Below are 19,510 nucleotides of genomic sequence, written 5' to 3'. Positions count from 1 at the left end.
GCTTGGCCAAGCGCCATCCGCCGCCCATCGAAAAAGCCGCAGCCGGAGGCGGAACGCGCCTGTGCTATGGTCCGCATCCCGACACGCCACCAACCTGGATTTCCCCGCCATGACAGCCGTCTACAACCCCATGGACCTGACCGGCCGCCGCATCCTGGTGACCGGGGCGTCGGCCGGGATCGGCCGGGCGACGGCGGTGGTGCTGGCGAAGCTCGGCGCAAGGCTGGTGCTGAACGGCCGCGACGAGGAGCGGCTGGCCGAAACGGCGGACCGGCTGGCGGGCGAGGATCACGCCATCGCCCCCTTCGACCTGTCGGACCTCGAAGCCGTGCCGGGCTGGGTGAAGGGGCTGTGCGCCGACGACGCGCCCTTCGACGGCATTGCCCACTGTGCCGGCATCCAGACGCTGCGGCCGATCCGCATCTTCTCCGCCGCCTTCTTCGACGAGGTGATGCGGGCCAACCTGGGCAGCGCGTTGGCGCTCGCCCGCGGGCTGCGGCAGAAGGGGTGTCATGCCGAGCGGGCGGCAATCGCGCTGATCTCCTCCACCGCCGCCACGGCGGCCTCGCCCGGCAACGTCGTCTACGCCGCCAGCAAGGGCGGCATCATCGCCGCCACCAAGGGGCTGGCGGTGGAACTGCTGAGCGACGGCATCCGCGTCAACTGCGTCGTCCCCTCCATCGTCGAGACCGAGCTGATCGAGCGCGGCAAGCAGAAGCTGACCGCCGAGCAGTACGAGCATCTGCGCACGCTGCAGCCGCTGGGCTTCGGCCATCCCGACGACATCGCCCACATGATCGCCTATCTGCTTGCCGACACCAGCCGCTGGATGACCGGGTCCATCGTCACGGTGGACGGCGGCCGCACCGCTTGAGACGTGTCATGACCAACGAAGCTCCCGAAAGCCGCTGGTTCCATCTCTGCATGAAGGCGGACCTCGCCGCCCCGAATGCCTTCGTCACCACGCGGGTGGAGGCGGTGCCGCTGGTGGCGCAGAACATCAAGGGGCGGGTGGTCGCCTTCCGCAACGTCTGCACCCACCGCTTCGCCGTAATCCATGGCGAGCCGTCGGGCTGCGGTCCGCTGCGCTGCCCCTATCACGGCTGGAGCTTCGACGCCGATGGCGTGCCGGTGGGGCTGCCCTTCAACCCGACCGACTTCCAGCTGGAGGCCGAGGGGCGCCGGCGGCTGGCCCTGCACCCGGCCTCGCTGGCCCGTTGCGGCCGGCTGGTCTTCATCCGGGTGGCGGCCGAGGGCCCCTCGCTGGAGGAGGAGTTGGGCGCCGCCCACTTCGCCCGGCTGTCCGCCCTGTCCGCCGCCTTCCCGCAGCGCGGCGACGCGCTGGAGCCGGCCGAGGATTGGGAGCGGATCGAGGCGGCCAACCTGCGCCTCCATCTGGCACCGGACGGCGCTCTGGTGCTGCACAGCGCCGCGCCGACCGGTGCCGACCGGCGCTTTTCCCGCACCGTCACCTTCTACCCCGCCGCCACCCCGATCACGACAAACGCGGAGGTGCCGGCATGAGCGCGCATCCCGTCCACAGCATCGTCCCCAAGACCGGCGCCTTCCTGCCCCATAGCCATTTCTGGACCGAAGAGGCCTTCGCCCGCGAGCGCGAGCGGGTTTTCGGCCGCTGCTGGCTCTACATGGGCGTGTTCGACGACACGCACCTCCTGACCGCCGAAATGGCCGGGCTGCGCTTCGAGTTGCGGCGACGGAGCAAGGCGATGGAGGGCGAAACGATGGAGGGCGTCTGCCGCGATGGCGAGCGGGTACGGCCCCTGGAGATCGACCGCTGCGGCGCCCTGGTCTTCGCCCGCGTCGCACAAAGTGGCGGGCCGACCCTGGCCCAGCATCTGGCGCCCTATGGCGAGCGGCTGGCGATGATGTCGGCCAACTGCCTGAACCCGCAGCCCCCCATCGGCATCGCGTTCCAGGCCAACTGGAAGGCGCTGATCGAGAACACGATGGACGACTTCCACGGCTCCACCGTCCATCCCGACACCATCCACCCCGCAGTCCATCCAAACTGGCAGAGCCACCTCGTCACCGAACGCCACGGCGCCAACAGCGATTCCCGCTGGCGGCTGGCCGACGGCACCGCCGGCTGGTGGGCGAAGCTGGACGCCAAGCTGCGCATGCGCCGCTTCGCCGAAGAGCCTTTCTACCGCCACACCTTCATCTTCCCGAACTTCTATCTGGCAACCTTCTACGGCGCCACGGTGATCCCGCACCGGGTCGACCCCGTCGCCCCCGACGCCGCGGTGCTGCGGTGGCAGCTGTTCCTGCCCACCACCCGGCTGGAGACGGCGCGCGAGCAGGCCTTCCACCGCTCCACCGCCGCCTATCTGATCACATCCGCCGGCACCGTGATCGACGAGGACCGCCCGGTCTGCGAGGCGGTGCAGCAGGGCCGTCCCGGCATCGCCGACCTTCCCCACATCGCCGGCATCTACGGCCGGCGCGAGCGCCGCATCCTCGACTTCCATCAGGCGATGCTGCGCCAGCTGGGAGAAACGCCACTGGGAGAAACAGCGTGAGCGGCGGGCTGACCTTCATCGAACCGGCGGAGGAGCACGCCCAACTGCTGCTCGACTGGCGCACGCGGCCCGACATCGCCGGCCAGATGCTGACCAGCGTGCCCTACGACGTGGAGCGCCAGAAGGCATGGCTGCGGTGCTGTGCGGAGCGCGACGACTATGTCCACCGCATCCTCTGCGTCGACGGCGTGCCGGCCGGCCATGTCTCCATCACCGTGACCGAACCCGTTTGGAAGATCGCCACCGTCGGCGTGCTGATGGGCGAGCGGGCGGGACGGATGGGGGCTGCTCCGCTGAACTTCGCCTACATGCTGAACCACGTGTTCTTCACCATGGGGCTGCGCAAGGTGGTGAACCACATCCTGGGCACCAACAGCCCCCGCCTGCTGAAAGGCCAGCCGATGATCGGCTACCGCCCGGTCGGCGTGCTGAAGCGCCAGGTGGTGAAGGACGGGCAGGAGATCGACCTGCACATCTTCGAGATGCTGGCCGAGGACTGGCTGGCGGTGCGCGGCCGGTTCGGAGTCTATCAGGACATGGACGGGCGGGAGTGGATGTAGGGGGAGGGAGCCTCTCCGGCTTCTGATTCGAACGCATCGGGACCAGACCTCTGTCACTGAAATCGATGCAATCACCAGTCTAACCTTCTCCTCCCGACATGCTCAGGATCGACCGATGGCCTGCATCACGATCCGGAACCTGCAGGATCCGTTGAAAGCCCGGCTGCGCATCCGTGCCGCCCATCACGGCCGCTCGATGGAGGATGAGGTCCGCCACATTCTGAGCGCGGCACTCACGGAAGAGAGCCTGCCAGTGCCGGATCTCGGGGAGGCCATCCACCAGCGATTTGCACGGCTCGGCGTCGTCGAGGTGGCGGAGGTGAAGCGCGAAGCCCTGCGGCCACCGCCGAGCTTCGACTGATGATCGTCCCGATACGAGCGTGCTATCGGAACCGATGCGCCCGACCCCATCCAAAGCCGTGCTCCGCTGGTTCGCCGGGCGCTCCGCTGCCAGCGTGTTTACGACGACGAATCACCCAAGCGGAAATACTGTTCGGCCTCACCCTGCTGCCGGAGAGGCGGCGGAACGATCTGCTGGTGACGGCAGAGCAGATGTTTGCCGAAGACCTGGCCGGCCGGGTGCTGCCCTTCGACAGCATGTCGGCAAAAGCCTTCGCGCCCATTGCGGCGGGACGACGGCAACAGGGGCGGCCGACCGGAGCCTTCGATGCGCAGATCGCCGCTGTAGCCGCGTCCCGCGGCGCTGCATGGCAACCAGGGCCGTGACGGATTTCCTGGAGTTCGGGGCTCCCATCGACAACCCGTGGGAAGGTTTGAGTCAGCCCTCCTGAAAAGAGCGGGTCCTGGCCGACTCGCGGTACCTGGATGCGGGCAGGCGGCGGATCGCCAGCGTCAAGAACGCTCCCTTCGACCCGTTCATACAGGTTTCATCAACCGGACTGCCTCATCCCCGCAGCAACCCGAGCGGCTTGCCCTGGAAGCCCGGAAAACTGCACGCCGCCGGTGCACCGATCAGTTCCGACAAGCCGTCCCGCCGGCGGGCACTCTTGCCCGACACTGAAGTGACGCCGCGGAAATGGACACCGTCGTAATCGCAGCGCCAATCGCATGCGAGACAACGGAGAACAGCCGCAATATCGCTGGACTGGAGCTTGGTTTACCAAAACCCGCTTTTACGGTATCACAGCCGTTCAATCCTTCGTTGCCGAATTGGAGCTGGATAAGGGCTGCAATCCGAATGGAACTTGCTTCCGAAAACACTCCCCCTAGCGGCCGAATCTCCATAGAACGCTAAAAGACCAATAAAGCGAAGAAAGATTTAGAAAACCCAATTATATTCTTGGGGAAGTCCTTAGACGATAAAAGGCGCTTATCTTTCTAAGATCATCAACAGGCCAGTCACGATAACGGGAAGACGAGGCACGAAGTCGTGGTAGGAATTCTGCCATATATTCTTCGTCGGCAAACATATTAGCTTGACCATATTCAATTTCAAATCCAGATTGAAGAAATATATTCTCCAGCTCAGATACTCTATAAGTTTGCCCAAACTCGGCAAAAACCTCATCACATTTTTCTTTAAATTCTTCATCTGTATAGAGTAGATACTCCAATGGCCTTGAAAAATCTCTATGGTCTCTAAAATCTATTTGGTGAAATCCCCAACCAGAAGGGTTGGTTATGCGAGCCATATTCGCGACAGCTTGCTTTATATCCCTCATGTGTTCCAAAACAGCGTTAGAGATTATAACATCAAATTTTTGATCCTCAGTCATATCCTCGATAGCGCAATCGTATACTGTAATAACAGGATGATACCCTCCTGCCGCAAGCACAGCATCAAACGGACCAGGGTCTCCGGGCCAACGCTTCCGCAGCTCTGTGTACAATGGACGATGATAATCGTCCTGCCATTCAGCAACAAAACGATCAATAATTGAAACTTTGGCTCCAGCGCTCGCGAGGAGTAGAGCGGGACCGAAATCACTTCCTGGTCCCATTTCCAAAACTGTGCGCCCCTTCAAGCCACCTGGAATAATTCCAAGCTGTGATATGTAGTTTTTACCAACTACAAGAGCATAATCTACCGATTCTTCTATCCCTTTTACACTCCGAGGACGAAAGTTCGATGGAATGTACGTTTCCATAAGGCAATCTCGTATAAACATGTTGTCATCCATATTATGGATAACCGCATTATTTTTAGATTTCAAGATCTCACCAAATTAAAGGAGAATTTTTTTACATCACAGGCTTTGTCTCCTGTGACAGCAGGGCCACCACCGAAAGAGATCGGCTGAGAGCCCGCTTGAGAGGGGGACTATCGCGGTTAAGTTGTTAGTGGCGGAGAGCATCTTGGTCGATGCAACCGTCAAGGAGCAGCTGGCGATCCGGCTCGGAACTCCCGGCATCCAAATCTGCGGGTCGCGGACCGAAGACAAGCCGGTTGAGAGCGATGAGGGCTAAAAGAACGGAAGAGGAATTCGGGACGGCACCGCCCATGTAGATGAACCTCCGACGACCAAGCTCTCCTGTGAGATGGTGACAGACCTTCAGAGTGCCGGACAATACAAAAAAGCGAAGTCGCCGTCCGCGTCAGCCCATCATCCCCCGCCATGCCGTGTGGAACTGCTGGATGCGCTCCTCGTTCAGGCCGAGCACCGCCGGGCGGGCCGTCTGCCGGCAGCCGCGGAAGGCCAGTTCCGACGCCTCCTGGTCCTCGCGCAGCAGAGCGACGTTGAGGTCCCGCGCGCCCTCCTCGATCAGGCGGCGGGCGGCGGGACCGCCCCTGCCGGCATCGCCGTCCGGGTCGGCCAGGAACAGGCGGAGGCCCAGCGCGCAGCGGTCGGGCCCGAGCGGATCGTAGGTCTGGACGCTCATCACAGCACCGCGGGTGAAGCCGATCTCCAGGTTGGGGAAGATGTGCAGATGGTCGTACTCGCGCAAAGCCGGGCTCGGGTGGAAGCCCAGCCGCTCCGACACGCCGTCCCACCAGCGGGCACTCCTGTCCGACACCGACGTGACGCCGCGGGAATGGACGCCGTCGTAATCGCAGCGCCAGTCGCCCTTCACCAGCTTGCGGAAGGTGGTGGGGTGGGTGAGGTCGGCGTGGTAGACCTCCAGCACGCTCTCCACCCCCATCTTCCAGTTGGCGGCCCACTCCATCGACCGCTCGTCGAAGGAACGGACGAAGATCTCCGAGGCATGGCGCAGCACGTCGGCATAGCCGCCCAGCCAGTCGTCGAGATCCGGCCCCTCCGCCGCCACCCGCAGGAAGACGAAGCGCCCGCACACCCCCACCGCCACCGGGGTCAGGGCACGGCCGCAGCGGCCCTCCCGGTCGAGGCCGAAATTCGCCTCGTTGCCGGGGATGCCATAGGGCACGCCATCGCGGTCGAAGGTCCAGCCGTGATAGCCGCAGCGCAGCATGCCGTTGCCGCGCGGCGCCCGGTGGATCATGGCGAAGCGGTGGGTGCAGACATTGCGGAAGCCCCGCAGCTCCCCGTCGAAATTCTGCACCAGCACGTCCAGCCCGCCGATCCGCCGGGTCAGATAGTCGTTGGGCCGGGCGAGGTCGTCGGTGAAGCCGGCGAAGACCCAGGACCGGCGGAAAACCCGCTCCTCCTCCACCCGGAAGATCTCCGGGTCGTGGTAGGCGGCGGGGTCGATGCCGGGAACGGCCTTGGCGGCGGCGAAGGGGAGGGAGCTTTCCATGATGCAGGAAAGGTAGCCCGCGCTCTGCCGGCCGGTCCAGGGTACAGCGGGTCGCAGGCCGCACTCCCCCAGCCCTTTCACGGCCGGAACAGCGTCGCCTCGATCCCGCGCAGCCCCGTGGCGTCGCAGATGTAATAGGCGACCATGGCGCGGCCGTCCGGCAGCACTGCCGCCCAGGGATAGCCGAGATCCCGCGCCGGCCCGTCGTCGCGCAGCACCAGCTCCGTCCCCTCGTCCGGCTGCTGGCGGCGCGGGTCGTAGATGCGGGCGCGCACGCCGTAGGGCGCATGGCGGTAGCCGCCGACGAGCAGCAGCCGGCCGTCCGGCAGCGGGCAGGCATCATAGGGATGGCCGACCACCGCATGGCGCCGCCACGGCTCCCAGCTGTGGCCCATGTCGGTGGAGCGGGAGGTCGCCAGATGGTCGTCCAGCCCGGTGGTGCGGTGGAAGGCGTGCAGCACCCCATCGGCGTCCAGATGCAGCGCCGTCTCGCAGAAGCCGGCCCTGGCCTCGGGGTCGATGGCGATGATCGCCCGGTGCACCCAGCTTTCCCCCCGGTCGGTGGAGGCGAAGAGATGGCTGGCATAGGTCCCGGTGGAGGGATGGTGGGTGTAGCCGGTCTGCAGGATCGTGCCGTCCGGCGCCTCCACCGCCCGGCCGCGCACTGCCCCGCCATGGAAGAGCCGCCGGCCCGGCACGATGTCGGGATGGCCGGGCAGCGGGGGCAAATCGCGGTGCGCAGTCCAGCTCCGCCCGCCATCGTCGCTGTGCCGGCTGTAGCCGCCCCAGAAGATGTAGAGGTCGCCGGTCTTCTGCGGGTTGCCGGTCAGCCCGATCCCCAGCGCGCGCAGCGCGTCCCCCTGGGACGACGGCACCGGATACCAGCGGAAGCCGGTCAGCAGGATGCGGCCGTCGCGAAGGGTGAGCAGGCTGGCGTCCTGGTCGGCCGCCTGCGGATCGGCGGGCAGGGCCGTTTCCTCCCCCAGCGGCTCCGCATCGGGGCCGAGCCGCAGCAGGACGGTCTGCGACCGCGAATCGAGATGGTCGACATGGTTGAACCCGGTCTCCCCCGCCCGGTATTCCGCCCCGCGCAACCAGCGATGGTCGCGGGCCCGCCGGAAGGCCAGCAGGACCGACCCCTGCTGTCCTGCTGCGGTCGGGGTCAGCGACGGGAAGGACGCATAGAAACGCGGGTCGCGGTACAGCACGCGATGTTCGACACCGGCCATGGCCATAGGGTTCCCCTGCCTTCTTCAGTCCTCACAGGACCGCAGGGCTTATAACCCGCGACGCCGTGCCTCGGCAGCAGAACGGCGCTGAAAACGGATACATCATGAAAGGCCGGCGCCCTTTTGGAGAGGCTTTGTCGAAGGCGATTCTTCTTTTATGCGGTTCCAAATCCCATGGCATCCTCCTTTGTCCCGGCTTCCGCTCCGGTATGCTCCTTTCTGGACAATGTGCGGACGCGCATCGCTTCGCCGCTCGACCGCCGTTCTCCGGCCGTGCCGGACGGGCTGGCCCCCTTCGTAAACCGGATCTATGTGGCGGCCTGACGGGTTTCCGGATGGCCTCAACCGATGCTGGAACCCGACGCATATCCGAGCTGGTAATACAGCCGGATCACCGCCCTCAGGCTTTCTCCCTCCAGGCTCTCGACATCGAGATCGGCCAGCTTGGCCAAATTGACGTTGAAGTCCCAGCGCTGTTCGGAAAGCCTGTATCGCCGCTGCGTCAAGCGGTTGGAAACTCCTTGGTAGAACATCCGCCGCATCAGCCAGCGTCGGTTCAACCGGTCGGGATGGATGAGGTGGGACACCATGGCGGCCGGCACATAGTAGGTGGCGGCTCCGGCACTACGCATCTCCATGAAGATGATGCCTTCGTTCGTCATCAGCCCATCCCCCTTGCGGCCAAGGTCGGTGGGGAAGGCGCGCCCGGCCATCAGCCGCTTGCGGAAGGCGCAGTTCCCTTCACCGAACCATTCGGCCTCGCGCAGAAAGCGGGGCTCGCTGTCCCAGCCCCAACGGCATGAGAAAAAATGCATCATGTCGTCGGCCAGCCAGTCCGGCCGGGCCAAGGCGCCAAAATCCGGCTCGACCTCGCCGGCAACGATGTCCACGGCATTGCCAAGTCGATGGAAGGGCTCCAGCAAGCGCTCCAGCCACCCGTCGCAGGCCCGCTCGTCATCATCGATGAAGGCGATCAGGGCTCCCACCGCTTCGAGCACGCCGCGGTTGCGGGCGAAACTGACGCCCGGATTCCCCTCCATGACGTAGCGCAGCGGCACACCCCGCAAAGCGAAGGCAGCCTGCCGGCTCTCGACGACCGCCCGCCCGTCCTCCAGGGGGGAGTTGTCGATCACGAGGATCTCATGGGCCATTTCACGGGAGCTGCCTGGGGCAACGCCCGCCCGCTGTCCGGCCAGGCTGTCCAGGCAGGCGGCGAGCAGTTCCGGACGCCGATGGGTGCAGAGGACGATGCTGGCGCCGATCTCCGGGCCGTCATTGCCGAGGCGTTGGGCGGTCGACATGTTACTCAACCTGTCAGTGTTCGGCGTGGACGATGCGCAGGTCCGGCAGACCCCAGGCGGTCACGCCCATATCCTTCGCCATCATCGCCAGCCCCTCCGTTTCGATGTAGCCGCGATGGCTGTAGGGCGGGAAACACAGGCCCTCCCGGTGCAGATCCGCCCGCACCAGCAGGGCGGTGCCGCCCACCCCGTCCAGCGGCACGATGTCCTCGCCGGCGAAGGAATCCAGATAGCGCCGGCCCGAGCCGCGCGGCGGCTGGAAGATGCCGTCGACCAGATGGCGCGGGTCCTCCTCGCCTGTCAGCCGGAAGCTGTTGAGGTCGAAGGTCCGCCCGTCGGGCAGGACGCAGCGGGGGACGACGATGTCGCGCCCGGCGGCAAGCAGCCGGGCCAGCAGCTCCGGCGGATAGTCGACCAGATCGGCGTCGAGCCACAGCACCCAATCCTCCTCCTCCAGCGCGCCGGACAGCAGCCGGTTGCGCGACCGGGCCAGCAGTTCCCGCCGCCGCCGCTGGATTTCCGGCGCCCAGCGCGGTCCCCCGGGGTGGAATCCGTAATCGTGGCGCAGCAGCGTCACCCGGCTGTAGCGCTGACGCAGATCCGGCAGCCGGTCGGCCAGCCAGCCATGCGTGCCGTCGCGGCTGTCCCCTTCCAGAAAGCCCAGCGACAGGCGGGACGGATCGTGGTCGAGCCGGCCGAGCAGTTCCAGATAACGCGGCAGATGGGGAACGGCATCCTTCACCGGGGTCAGCACCAGCACCGTCTCCTGCCGCGCCGCGGCGGTGGCCGGAACGGGCGCGGCGACGCGGCGGTATGGCTCCACCGGCAAGCGCTTGGCCATCTCCTCCAGCACGGCGCGGCAGCGCTCGCCGCTGAAGCGGGCGGTGGCGGCCTGCCAGTGCTCCTCGAAATGCCGGGTGGTGAAGGTGTTGCCGCCATGGACGACGTAGGTGTAGAGCCGCGGCATGTCCATCCGCACGACCCGGGCGCTGCGGCGCAGCTGCTCGACCACCGGGGTGTCCTCGCCGCGGCGAAGGGCCGGATAGCGGGGCATCGACGCCCTTTCGCACAGAAGCGAGCCTTCCCAGTCCCGTTCGCAGGACACCGCCAGCCGGTCTTCGGCCGGCCACCAGATCATCCAGCGGCCGAGCAGACAGGCCTGGGCGCCGGCAGCCGCCAGCACCCGCTGCTGCATCTCCAGCCGGCTGGGGTCGTAGAGGTCGTCGTCGTCCCACTGGCAGACATAGAGCCCGGCCGCATGGTCGACCGCGATGTTGCGCAATTCGCCCAGCGTGCGCACCCCGGGCTGGTCGCCGGGCTCCACCCGGACCAGGCGGACGTTCGGACAGCCCGCGGCACGGATCGCCCGCTCCAGCGGGTCGTCCTGCGGCAGCGACGGGCCGTCGCAGACGATGACCAGCTCGCGGTTGGGGTAGGTCTGGCGCGCGAAGCCGTCGATGGCGAATTCCAGCAAGCCCGCCCGTCCCGCCATTTGCCCCCTGGTGACCATCAGGCAGGAGATCAGCGGCAGTTCCTGCGCCTGCGCCACCGGGACACGGGCCTCTTCCGGCCGCCCGTCGGTCACCACCGCAGCGATCTGCCGCGGCAGGGCGGCGCCCCGCCTGGCACCGTCCCGGAACCAGGTGCCTTCCCAGTAATGGACCGCGTAGGCCCGGCGCGTCACCCGCTCCCAGAAGACGGGATCGAACAGGCGGCCGCTCCAGCAGTCCTCCTTGGTCACGGGATAGAGCACCTCCGGCGGCAGCACCGTCACCGCGGCGCCGCCCGTTCCCTCATACTCCGCATGGGCGCGGGTCAGCAGGAAGGGGCCGGTGGCGTCCAGCACATCGGCGCAGTGCCGCGCCTCGACCAGCCGGTCCAGCAGATGGTCCCAGAAGGGATGGCCGGGCACCGAGGCGAGGAAGGAGGGGCACAGGATGCGGGACAGGCCGCGCTCCACCGCCTTCGCCAGCCCGCCATGCTCCTCCGGCTCCAGCCCGACGACGAGGCTCCGCCCCTCCAGCAGCCCGTCGATCGGCTGCAGGCATTCGAAATCGAGGTCGGCATAGACCCCGCCGAAGCGGCGCAGGATCAGGTAGCGCGCCAGATCGATCCGCGCGATGGGATCGGCATAGTCCCGGAAGACCGGCAGCAGCGCCGGATGCTCCTCTGCGACGAAGCACTCGATGTCGCCGTCGGTCCAGAACCGGTAGGAGAAGCCGGGATTGCGCGCGATCCAGCTGCGTTGCAGCGCCTGGAAGCCGGAGGGGATGTCGCCTGTCTTCCAGGTCTGGTGGATCAGGCGTGGGATCGGGCCTTGGAGCAGGGAACCGGACAAAATCTGCATCGAAGATGGTTGCACTCGAGCGGGAACCGATAAGCCCTTTTGCAGAAACGGCTCAATCAAAATGGAGGTTTAGAAAAAATCGGTCACATCTTGTTTCATTCGATGCACGCGAAAGAAGAAATAGATTGAGCATCATGTACAGAAAGGCGTAGTTATTGCCTCATCAGACGGCCATGATACTATGAAATTCTTTTCAGGGTTGCTTTCCATCCGCATGATCCGCCAATTGCAGGAACGGAACGGGTCGGCACCCTCCCCATGAAGAGAACTGGACCGGACGGATGGCTGCTGCTAGCCCATCGCCGGCAAGCCCTTCCGCCGCGACCAGCGAAAGCAAAAGACAGCCTATGCCCGGACATCGCCCCTACCGCCAGCACCGACCCTGGACCGTGCTGGGCAGCCGCGAACTGCTGGACGCCGATCCGTTCCTGAAGGTGCGGGTCGAGACGGTGGAGTTGCCGGACGGGCGGCGGATCGACGATTACTACCAGTTCGACCAGCCGTCCTTCGCCTGCATCTTCGCCGAGACGGCGGACGGACGGATCGTCACCTATCGCCAGTACCGCCACGGCCCGCGCAAGGTCGGGCTGGTGTTTCCCGGCGGGCATCTGTCGCCCGGCGAGGATCCGCTGGCCGCCGCCAGACGCGAACTGATGGAGGAAACCGGGATGGAGGCGGAGAGCTGGACCGACCTCGGCGCCTACATCGTCAACGCCAACCAGGGCGGGGCCTGGTCGCACATGTTCCACGCCACCGGCTGCCGCCGGGTCGCCGATCCGGTTTCCGACGATCTGGAAGACACCGAGATCCTGTTCCTGACGCGGACGGAGCTGCAGGAGGCCATCGGCCGCGGCGAGATGCATCTGCTGACCCAGATCGCCCTTGTCAGCATGGTCTGGCAGGCCGACATCGCCCGGGCGGTGTCCCGTCCCCGCCCGCCGGACCCAACCAGCCAAGGAAAAGCCGGATGATCCGTCCCGCCCCTATGTCCCTGATGGCCGCCCTGTTCCTGGCCGCCCTCCCGGCCGCCTTGCCCGCCGCCGCCGAGCCGATGAAGGGCCGCTACGAGCTGCGCTGCCAGGATCCGCAGACCCGGCAATGGACGGTCGCCGGCCAGGTGACCGACCCGGAGATCGCGGAACAGCCCGCCTCGCAGCCCAGCTCGGGCGGAAAAGCCGGCGGCCGCGTGGTGCGCGGCACCGGGGCGGACGGCAAGCCGGTGGCGCTGCCGATGCCGTCGGACCGCACCTGCATGCTCAGCGCCCGCTGACCGTCAAACTGTAACATCCCCGCGGTAGCTTCCCGACGCTCGCCAAGAACAAGGCCGCGCCGAACGGGCTCCCATGGCCCGGTGGCGCGGCGCACGCCAGCCGCTTGCCCTGATGAGGGTTCGGGAGACATCCGCCATGACCGATCTGTCCGTCCATCTGCCTGAAACGTCGCGCCGTTCGGTACTCCGCGCCCTCGCCGGGCTGCCGCTGCTGCCGGTCGCCGGCATCGGCGCCGGCGAGCTGCTGTTCGCCTCGGGCGCTGAGGCCGCATCCGCCAAGGGCGCGCCGGTCGCCGTCGAGTTCGTCGGCATGGCCGCCCCCACCGCCGCCGCGGCGCAGGCGAAGACCACGGTCGAATCCAGCATGGTCGTGACCTGGGCCGACGGCTCCAAGCAGAGCTTCGCGCTCGGCTACCAGCCGCTGTTCATCACCGGCGATCACGTTCCGGACGGCAAGGGCGGCACGATCCTGGCCGGCGGCTATGTCGACATCAACGGCAAGCCGATCGTGGACGCCTCGCTGGCGACCCCGGCGCAGTTCTTCTCCGACTGCCCGGACGGCTGCAACCTGCTGGCCCCGATCCCTGGCGCCAAGGTGGCCGGCGTCACCGGCAACACGCTGTTCGCCGTCGTCCAGTTCGAATACACCACCCGCGATTCCAAGGACGCCTCGATGTACGGCAAGCTGCCGTCGCCGATCGCCGTCCTGACGCTGGACCAGAACAAGGAGACCGGCGCGCTCAAGCTGGTGCAGTACCACAATGTCGACACCAGCGGCGTGCACGGCCTGTGGATCACCTGCGGCGCCAGCCTGTCGCCCTGGAACACCCACCTGTCGAGCGAGGAGTACGAGCCGGACGCGGCGGCGCTCGACGACCAGTTCCGCGCCTACAGCAAGAACCTGTTCGGCGACGAGACCAAGGCCAACCCGTACCACTACGGCCACCTGCCGGAAGTGACGGTGAACGCCGACGGCACCGGCAGCATCAGGAAGCACTATTGCCTGGGCCGCATCTCGCACGAGCTGGTGCAGGTGATGCCGGACGAACGCACCGTGCTGATGGGTGACGACGCCACCAACGGCGGCCTGTTCATGTTCATCGCCGACAAGGCCAAGGACCTCTCCGCCGGCACCCTCTATGCCGCCAAGATGGAGCAGGAAGCCGGCAAGGATCTCGACAAGGGCGGCGCCTTCGGCCTGAAGTGGGTCAAGCTGGGCCACGCCACCAGCGCCGAGATCGAGAAGCTGGCCGACAGCCTGAAGGCCGCCGACATCGTCGAGGTGAAGAAGGAGGATCCGAAGGACCCGTCCTTCACCCTCATCCCCTTCAGCGGCAAGACCCAGTGGGTCAAGTTCAAGCCGGGCATGGAGAGGGCCGCCGCCTTCCTGGAGACCCACCGCTACGCCCCCACCGTCGGCGCCACGCTGGCGCTCACCAAGCTGGAGGGCGTCACCGTCAACGCCAAGGACAAGACCGCCTACATGGCGGTGTCCTACATGTACAAGTCGATGAGCGACGGCAAGAGCGGCATCAAGGTCGACGCCATCAATGCCGGCGCCGTCTATCAGCTGCCGATGAAGGGCGGCCAGACCGATCTGGCCGGTACGGCCATCGACAGCGAGTGGGTGCCGGTGCATTTCAGCGCCGTCCCGGCCCTGGTCGGCCGTGACCTCGCCACCCCGGACGCCATCGGCAACACCGCCGACGCCGACCGCATCGCCAACCCGGACAACCTGAAATTCTCCGAGAAGCTGCGCACGCTGCTGATCGGCGAGGACAGCGGCGCCCACGTCAACAACTTCCTGTGGGCCTACAACGTCGACACCAAACAGCTGTCGCGCCTGCTGTCCTGCCCGGCGGGCGCCGAGTCGACCGGCCTGCAGGCAGTCGACGACGTCAACGGCTTCTCCTACATCATGAGCAACTTCCAGCACCCCGGCGACTGGGAGAAGGGCCTGCACGACAAGGTCAAGGACAGCGTCGCCGCCCTGATCGACGACGCCTACCGCAACCGCCGCAGCGGCGGCGTCGGCTACATCCACGGGCTGCCGCAGGCGGTCTGAGAAACACGGCCCGACAGGGTCCCTCCGGGGGCTGGACGGACAGGGAAGAACGCGGCCGGTCGCCCGGCCGCGTTTTTTCATGCCTGCATCGAAAGAAGTAACACTACCGCCAAATCGTGCAGCGGCGTTTTTCTTGGAAGAGGTAATCACCAATCGACCTGGGACCAATCGGTGATCTTAACACCTCGTTAACTGGCGGAATGGCTCAATAAGCTCATCAGAACGGGCAACAGCCTCCACCTCGAATACAGGGATAGTCACCATGACCAAGACCGATTGCGCCGCCAACGTCTTCGCTTCTGCTTCCCTGCACCTGGATGTGGTCGATGAGTTCATCGCGATCACCCAGTCGAAGCTGGACGGCAGCAGCAGCGAATTCACCCGCGACAGCCTGACCGACCTGCTCGCCGGCCTGACCGAGCAGCGCGAGACCTACCGCTCCGTTCTCGCCGCCGCCGAACCCATCGTCACCGCGCTCGCCGCCTGATCCGACCGCTCCGGTCCGCTCCTGCCGCCATCCTCTCTCTTCCGCGAAAGACCGCCATCATGACCGCCCCGATCGCTCAGGACGTCCTCGCCTCCGCCACCCTGCACCTGGACGTGCTGGAGGAGTTCATCGCCGTCGTCCGCCGCCGGCTGGCTTCGACCACCGACACTTTCGCCCGCGACAGCCTGACCGACCTGCTGCTGAACCTGACCGAACAGCGCGACGGCTATCAGGCCTTCCTGCCGCTCGCCGCCGCCGAACCGGTGTGAGGGCTCAGAAGGCCTTCAGCTTCTTCCAGGCGAACACCACCATGCGGGCGAGCAGCCAGCCATGGGTGAAGCGGGAGATCTGGGTTTCGCCATAGCTGCGGTCGGCATAGCGCACCGGCACCTCGACGATCTTCAGGTTCTGCTTGGCGGCACCGAAGATCAGGTCGAAATCGCCGAACGGGTCGAAATCGCCGAAGTAGTGGCGGTTGGCGACGATGGTCTCGTAATCCTTGCGCCACAGCACCTTGGTCCCGCACAGCGTGTCGGTGAAGCGCTGGTTCAGCAGGAAGGAGAAGATGCGCGCGAAGGCCCGGTTGGCCAGGAAGTTCAGGAAGCGCATCGCCTCCGGCGCCATCGGGTAGACGAGCCGCGTGCCGTTCACGAACTCGCCGCGCCCCGACACCATGGCCTGGTAGAATTTCCCCATCGTCTCCGGCGGCACCGTCAGGTCGGCGTCGAGGATGATCAGGATGTCGCCGCGTGCCACATTGAATCCGGCGCGCACCGCGTCGCCCTTGCCCTTGCCGGGCTGCTTCATGACCTTGATGTCCCAGTCGGGATAGGCATCGCGGACGCGCAGGCATTCCTCGAAGGTGTTGTCCTGGCTGTTGCCCTCGACATAGATCACCTCGACGTCGGGAGCGAAGCGGGGCAGCCGGCGGATGGCGTTCTCGATGTTGCCGCGCTCGTTGCGGCAGGGGATCAGCACGGTGACCGAGGCCGGCTTGCCGTCGACCGTCACCGCCTCGACGGTGGGCTGCGGCCGGGCGACGACATAGTTGCGCACGCACAGCCGGCGGATGCCGGGCAGGGGCGCGATGTAGCGGTTGACCAGCGTGCCCAGCCCGAGCAGCCGCTTCGGGATCAGCTGGCGCCATTCGCGGCGCACCGGCTCCCAGCCGGCCAGATCCAGCAGGTTGACGATGTCGCTGGTCGACAGCCAGTTCTGCTTGCCCTGCGGCATGCGCATCCCGAGCTTCTCCGCTGCCCACAGGATCGGCTCCCAGACGCGCGAATGGTAGCTGACGATGATGCGGGTCTTCGGCGTCGCGACCCGGCGCAGCAGGCGCAGCGTCTCCTCGATGTCGTCCAGGAAGCCGATGGTGCCCGACAGCAGGATATGGCTGAATGGCCCCTCGATGCTGTCGATGGTCGCCGGATCCTCGGCGTCGGCGGCGATCAGCTCCAGCTGCGGATGGCGGCCCTTGGCCTCGGCGATGGTCGCCGGGCTGAGGTCGATGCCGACGCCGCGCGCCGGCTTCAGCGCCGCCAGCGTGTCGCCGACGCCGCAGCCGATCTCCAGCACCGTCGCCCCTTCCGGAATCAGGAAGCGCAGATAGGCGCGGTCGGCATCATGGAAGGCGCGGTTGCGCTCGGCCCAGCGGTCGCGCAGGGGGGCCATGGCGTCGAACAGCGAACGGATACGCTGCTGGCGCGGGGAGAGGCCGCGCGTCCCGGCAGCGGTGTCCGGCATCATGGTGTCCGGCATGGGGGCGCCATCTCCGGCGGCAGTCACGGTGACGGGCTGGGAAAGCGTCGAGGTCGGCTGGTCGGTCATCGCGAAAAATCCGTGGGAAAGGCCTCAGCCCCGCCGGGAGCGGTCTGAAGGGACGTCTGGTCGGCCGCCTGGGCCGGTGTTTGGGCAGCGGTCTGGACTGCGGTCTCGTTGCGCAGCAGCAGCCAGAAGACGCCGCCGGGCAGCGACAGGACGGCAATCGACAGTCCGATCAGCAGCGAGACCAGAAGTGCCGCGTCGGCATTGAAGCCGAGCAGCGCGAAACCGGCGACCATCGCACCCTCGCGCACGCCCCAGCCGCCGAGCGAGACGGGCAATGCCGCGGCGACGATGGCGGCCGGCACGATGGCCAGCCCGTCGAGCCAGCCGACCGGCAGCCCGACGGAACGGGCGAACAGGATGGTGGCGCCGATGGTGGCGAGGTGGACGCCGATGCTGTGGCCCAGCGCCGCCCAGGCGGCCGGGTTGCCGCCCATGGCGCGCAGCTGCGCCACGGCAATCCACACCGTCCGTCCCAGCGCTCCGTCGCGCAGGCGCTTGGGAACCGGCAGCCGGTCGCGCGGGATGCGCCCGGCCAACAGCAGAAGCCCCATGGCGACGGCCAGGACCAGCGCCCCGGCCAGCACGGTGGCGGCGACGGCGGGCGGCGCCACCGCGGCCAGATGCGGCAGCCCGACCAGCCCGATCAGCACCACCCCCAGCAGAGCCATCAGCCGGTCGACCAGCAGGGCCAGCATCACCGGACCGGCGGGATGGCCGAGGCGCCAAGTGAACCAGCCGCGCAGCAGGTCGGCCCCGACCGATCCCGGCAGGATCTGGCCGAGGAATCCGCTGGCCATCTGCAGGCGGAAGGCGGTCCAGCGGGTCAGCGAGAATCCGGCGGCGCGGCCGACCGACCGCCACCGCTGCGAGGCGAAGGGCAGGGTCATCGCCTTCACGGCGAAGCCGGCGGCGAACAGCAGGGGATCGGCGGCCGACAGGCGCGCGGCGATGCCGGTCCAATCGGCCCCGACGGCGAGCGCGCCAAGCACCGCGACCGTCACCGCCAGCTTGACCAGCACCGGCCACCGCCGTCCGGCCGGCTTCCCGGGACTGGGCAGGTCCGGACCGGGAGCAGGGCCGGGGCCGGGCTTCGCCGATTGGGCGAAGGGGGTGTCGAGAAGAGCCTGGGCCATCATCCCCGCATGAAAATCCGGGTGCCGCGGGACAGCGGCGCCGAACGGGCCGTTGTAACGGCTCACGCCCGGCTTGTCACCCGATCAGGCGGGAGAGGGGCAGGCGGGAGAGGGCGTCAGCCGGCCGTGCGTGCGGCCGCCCCTTCCTTGAGGATCGACATGACCGTATCGACCAGCTTGCCGGCATTCTCCTGGACATAGCCCGGCTCGCTTCTCGACTGGATCATCAGCCAGGGCTGGGCGCTGATCCCCTGCTGGGGATCGAAGAAACCGAGCCGCGCCTTGGACTTCTGGAATTCCGGATGGTGCTCGCTGTCCGCCCGCATCGCTGCACCGAACGCTCCATCGTCCACCGCCGCCTGCGACGCCGCGGCATCGGGACCGTTCAGCATGTCGACCAGACCGGCCTTGACCTCGTCGGCCGACATCTTGCCCAGCGTGTCGAAGGCCCGGTTGTCCAGCCAGATTTCCACCTGCTTGTCGTCGGTTCCCTGGGAGCCCGGCAGGAACAGCGTGATCAGGGAGGATTTGTCCCAGCCGTCCGGCGGGACCGACGCTCCCGACTGGCGCTCGGCTTCCCAGTCCTTCACCTCCTGGGATTTTTCCGGCATGGCGATGCCCCTCGACACCGCCTGCCGCTCGACGACCTTGCCGATCTCGCCACCCAGCGAGACGTTGCCGGCGGCTTCGCCTTCCCCCTCGAAGCCGAACTGGCTGCGCAGCGACTCCATGCTCTGTCGGATGAAGTTTCCTCTCGCCAGATGATACTCCATGACCTTCTCCATGCGCGCACTCATCGCCTTGAAATCCGCGAAACTGAGATCGCCTGGGATCTTCAGCTGGACCGGCGGTGCGGACGGACCTCCCGGAGCGTCGGCCGCCCCGGTCATCTTCGAGACCGCCTGTGCCGACAGCGACACCGTATCGGTCGCAGTCTTGGCCTGGGGTGCGGTCGGCGACGCGATCTTGGGGGATGCGGGAGAGGAGGATGGGGCAGGAGGAGGCGCGGAAGGCGGTGCCGATTTCAGCTTCGCCAGCAACGAGAGCGGCGACATGGCGCCTTCCTGCACAGCCTT

The 19,510-nt window shown here is 66.7% G+C and carries 19 protein-coding genes; 11 read left to right on the top strand and 8 right to left on the bottom strand.

Annotation, left to right across the window (positions count from 1 at the left end):
- The first annotated feature begins 109 nt into the window (after positions 1-109).
- From VH569_RS31390 to VH569_RS31365, 6 genes are all read left to right on the top strand, one after another.
- On the top strand, positions 110-874 hold the full coding sequence (locus tag VH569_RS31390; RefSeq protein ID WP_423320759.1) for an SDR family NAD(P)-dependent oxidoreductase: 765 nt from the start codon (positions 110-112) through the stop codon (positions 872-874).
- A gap of 8 nt (positions 875-882) precedes the next feature.
- Entirely contained in the window at positions 883-1,524 is a 642-nt protein-coding gene (locus VH569_RS31385; protein ID WP_423320758.1) for a Rieske 2Fe-2S domain-containing protein, read from the top strand.
- Positions 1,521-2,540: an RHO alpha subunit C-terminal catalytic domain-containing protein gene (locus tag VH569_RS31380; RefSeq protein ID WP_423320756.1), complete on the top strand. Its 1,020-nt coding sequence runs from the start codon at positions 1,521-1,523 to the stop codon at positions 2,538-2,540. The genes VH569_RS31385 and VH569_RS31380 overlap by 4 nt, the downstream gene beginning before the upstream one ends.
- Positions 2,537-3,100, top strand: a complete 564-nt coding sequence (locus VH569_RS31375; RefSeq protein ID WP_423320754.1) for a GNAT family N-acetyltransferase — start codon at positions 2,537-2,539, stop codon at positions 3,098-3,100. The genes VH569_RS31380 and VH569_RS31375 overlap by 4 nt, the downstream gene beginning before the upstream one ends.
- A gap of 115 nt (positions 3,101-3,215) precedes the next feature.
- Positions 3,216-3,461 (top strand): FitA-like ribbon-helix-helix domain-containing protein, encoded by a 246-nt coding sequence (locus VH569_RS31370; protein WP_423320753.1) that lies wholly within the window; start codon positions 3,216-3,218, stop codon positions 3,459-3,461.
- A gap of 176 nt (positions 3,462-3,637) precedes the next feature.
- Positions 3,638-3,826 (top strand): hypothetical protein, encoded by a 189-nt coding sequence (locus VH569_RS31365; RefSeq protein WP_423320751.1) that lies wholly within the window; start codon positions 3,638-3,640, stop codon positions 3,824-3,826.
- A 566-nt stretch (positions 3,827-4,392) separates the two neighbouring features.
- Here the strand turns inward: VH569_RS31365 and VH569_RS31360 are convergent.
- The 5 genes from VH569_RS31360 to VH569_RS31340 form a co-directional block, all read right to left on the bottom strand.
- Positions 4,393-5,208, bottom strand: a complete 816-nt coding sequence (locus VH569_RS31360) for a class I SAM-dependent methyltransferase (RefSeq protein WP_423320749.1) — start codon at positions 5,206-5,208, stop codon at positions 4,393-4,395.
- A gap of 448 nt (positions 5,209-5,656) precedes the next feature.
- Entirely contained in the window at positions 5,657-6,775 is a 1,119-nt protein-coding gene (locus tag VH569_RS31355) for an aromatic ring-hydroxylating oxygenase subunit alpha (protein WP_423320747.1), read from the bottom strand.
- Positions 6,776-6,852: 77 nt separating this feature from the next.
- Positions 6,853-8,004, bottom strand: coding sequence for an exo-alpha-sialidase (locus tag VH569_RS31350; RefSeq protein WP_423320745.1), 1,152 nt, complete (start codon positions 8,002-8,004; stop codon positions 6,853-6,855).
- 341 nt (positions 8,005-8,345) lie between these two features.
- Positions 8,346-9,305, bottom strand: coding sequence for a glycosyltransferase family 2 protein (locus VH569_RS31345; RefSeq protein WP_423320743.1), 960 nt, complete (start codon positions 9,303-9,305; stop codon positions 8,346-8,348).
- Between the two features lie 13 nt (positions 9,306-9,318).
- Positions 9,319-11,652 carry a glycosyltransferase gene (locus VH569_RS31340; RefSeq protein ID WP_423320741.1) on the bottom strand — a complete coding sequence of 778 codons (2,334 nt, stop codon included), beginning with the start codon at positions 11,650-11,652 and terminating at the stop codon, positions 9,319-9,321.
- A 347-nt stretch (positions 11,653-11,999) separates the two neighbouring features.
- On the opposite strand from VH569_RS31340, the gene VH569_RS31335 reads away from it, so the two are divergent.
- From VH569_RS31335 to VH569_RS31315, 5 genes are all read left to right on the top strand, one after another.
- Positions 12,000-12,623 carry an NUDIX hydrolase gene (locus VH569_RS31335; protein ID WP_423320740.1) on the top strand — a complete coding sequence of 208 codons (624 nt, stop codon included), beginning with the start codon at positions 12,000-12,002 and terminating at the stop codon, positions 12,621-12,623.
- Positions 12,620-12,922: a hypothetical protein gene (locus VH569_RS31330; protein ID WP_423320739.1), complete on the top strand. Its 303-nt coding sequence runs from the start codon at positions 12,620-12,622 to the stop codon at positions 12,920-12,922. Before VH569_RS31335 ends, VH569_RS31330 begins: the two co-directional genes overlap by 4 nt.
- A gap of 136 nt (positions 12,923-13,058) precedes the next feature.
- Positions 13,059-14,987, top strand: a complete 1,929-nt coding sequence (locus tag VH569_RS31325) for a PhoX family protein (protein WP_423320737.1) — start codon at positions 13,059-13,061, stop codon at positions 14,985-14,987.
- Positions 14,988-15,249: 262 nt separating this feature from the next.
- A complete protein-coding gene (locus tag VH569_RS31320; RefSeq protein WP_423320735.1) occupies positions 15,250-15,474 on the top strand; it encodes a hypothetical protein in 225 nt (74 codons plus the stop codon).
- A 59-nt stretch (positions 15,475-15,533) separates the two neighbouring features.
- Positions 15,534-15,743: a hypothetical protein gene (locus VH569_RS31315; RefSeq protein ID WP_174472447.1), complete on the top strand. Its 210-nt coding sequence runs from the start codon at positions 15,534-15,536 to the stop codon at positions 15,741-15,743.
- Positions 15,744-15,747: 4 nt separating this feature from the next.
- Here the strand turns inward: VH569_RS31315 and VH569_RS31310 are convergent, their stop codons facing one another.
- The 3 genes from VH569_RS31310 to VH569_RS31300 all read right to left on the bottom strand — a co-directional run bounded on the left by VH569_RS31310 (position 15,748) and on the right by VH569_RS31300 (position 19,489).
- On the bottom strand, positions 15,748-17,301 hold the full coding sequence (locus VH569_RS31310; protein WP_423320733.1) for a glycosyltransferase: 1,554 nt from the start codon (positions 17,299-17,301) through the stop codon (positions 15,748-15,750).
- Entirely contained in the window at positions 17,298-18,437 is a 1,140-nt protein-coding gene (locus tag VH569_RS31305) for a lysylphosphatidylglycerol synthase transmembrane domain-containing protein (RefSeq protein ID WP_423320731.1), read from the bottom strand. Before VH569_RS31305 ends, VH569_RS31310 begins: the two co-directional genes overlap by 4 nt.
- Before the next feature lie 113 nt (positions 18,438-18,550).
- Positions 18,551-19,489 carry a hypothetical protein gene (locus tag VH569_RS31300; RefSeq protein ID WP_423320729.1) on the bottom strand — a complete coding sequence of 313 codons (939 nt, stop codon included), beginning with the start codon at positions 19,487-19,489 and terminating at the stop codon, positions 18,551-18,553.
- Between the last annotated feature and the right edge of the window lie 21 nt (positions 19,490-19,510).

Source organism: Azospirillum sp. 11R-A (genome assembly GCF_049472615.1).
In the GTDB taxonomy this organism is placed as follows: Bacteria; Pseudomonadota; Alphaproteobacteria; order Azospirillales; family Azospirillaceae; genus Azospirillum; species Azospirillum palustre.
Note: the sequence above shows the minus strand (reverse complement) of the source record. Positions and strands in the feature narration are given on the sequence as shown.

Coding starts and splice junctions, on each gene's coding strand:
- VH569_RS31390 (WP_423320759.1), top strand. CDS start 110: ATGACAGCCGTCTACAACCCCATGGACCTGACCGGCCGCCGCATCCTG.
- VH569_RS31385 (WP_423320758.1), top strand. CDS start 883: ATGACCAACGAAGCTCCCGAAAGCCGCTGGTTCCATCTCTGCATGAAG.
- VH569_RS31380 (WP_423320756.1), top strand. CDS start 1,521: ATGAGCGCGCATCCCGTCCACAGCATCGTCCCCAAGACCGGCGCCTTC.
- VH569_RS31370 (WP_423320753.1), top strand. CDS start 3,216: ATGGCCTGCATCACGATCCGGAACCTGCAGGATCCGTTGAAAGCCCGG.
- VH569_RS31360 (WP_423320749.1), bottom strand. CDS start 5,208: ATGGAAACGTACATTCCATCGAACTTTCGTCCTCGGAGTGTAAAAGGG.
- VH569_RS31355 (WP_423320747.1), bottom strand. CDS start 6,775: ATGGAAAGCTCCCTCCCCTTCGCCGCCGCCAAGGCCGTTCCCGGCATC.
- VH569_RS31350 (WP_423320745.1), bottom strand. CDS start 8,004: ATGGCCGGTGTCGAACATCGCGTGCTGTACCGCGACCCGCGTTTCTAT.
- VH569_RS31345 (WP_423320743.1), bottom strand. CDS start 9,305: ATGTCGACCGCCCAACGCCTCGGCAATGACGGCCCGGAGATCGGCGCC.
- VH569_RS31340 (WP_423320741.1), bottom strand. CDS start 11,652: ATGCAGATTTTGTCCGGTTCCCTGCTCCAAGGCCCGATCCCACGCCTG.
- VH569_RS31335 (WP_423320740.1), top strand. CDS start 12,000: ATGCCCGGACATCGCCCCTACCGCCAGCACCGACCCTGGACCGTGCTG.
- VH569_RS31330 (WP_423320739.1), top strand. CDS start 12,620: ATGATCCGTCCCGCCCCTATGTCCCTGATGGCCGCCCTGTTCCTGGCC.
- VH569_RS31325 (WP_423320737.1), top strand. CDS start 13,059: ATGACCGATCTGTCCGTCCATCTGCCTGAAACGTCGCGCCGTTCGGTA.
- VH569_RS31320 (WP_423320735.1), top strand. CDS start 15,250: ATGACCAAGACCGATTGCGCCGCCAACGTCTTCGCTTCTGCTTCCCTG.
- VH569_RS31315 (WP_174472447.1), top strand. CDS start 15,534: ATGACCGCCCCGATCGCTCAGGACGTCCTCGCCTCCGCCACCCTGCAC.
- VH569_RS31310 (WP_423320733.1), bottom strand. CDS start 17,301: ATGACCGACCAGCCGACCTCGACGCTTTCCCAGCCCGTCACCGTGACT.
- VH569_RS31305 (WP_423320731.1), bottom strand. CDS start 18,437: ATGATGGCCCAGGCTCTTCTCGACACCCCCTTCGCCCAATCGGCGAAG.
- VH569_RS31300 (WP_423320729.1), bottom strand. CDS start 19,489: ATGTCGCCGCTCTCGTTGCTGGCGAAGCTGAAATCGGCACCGCCTTCC.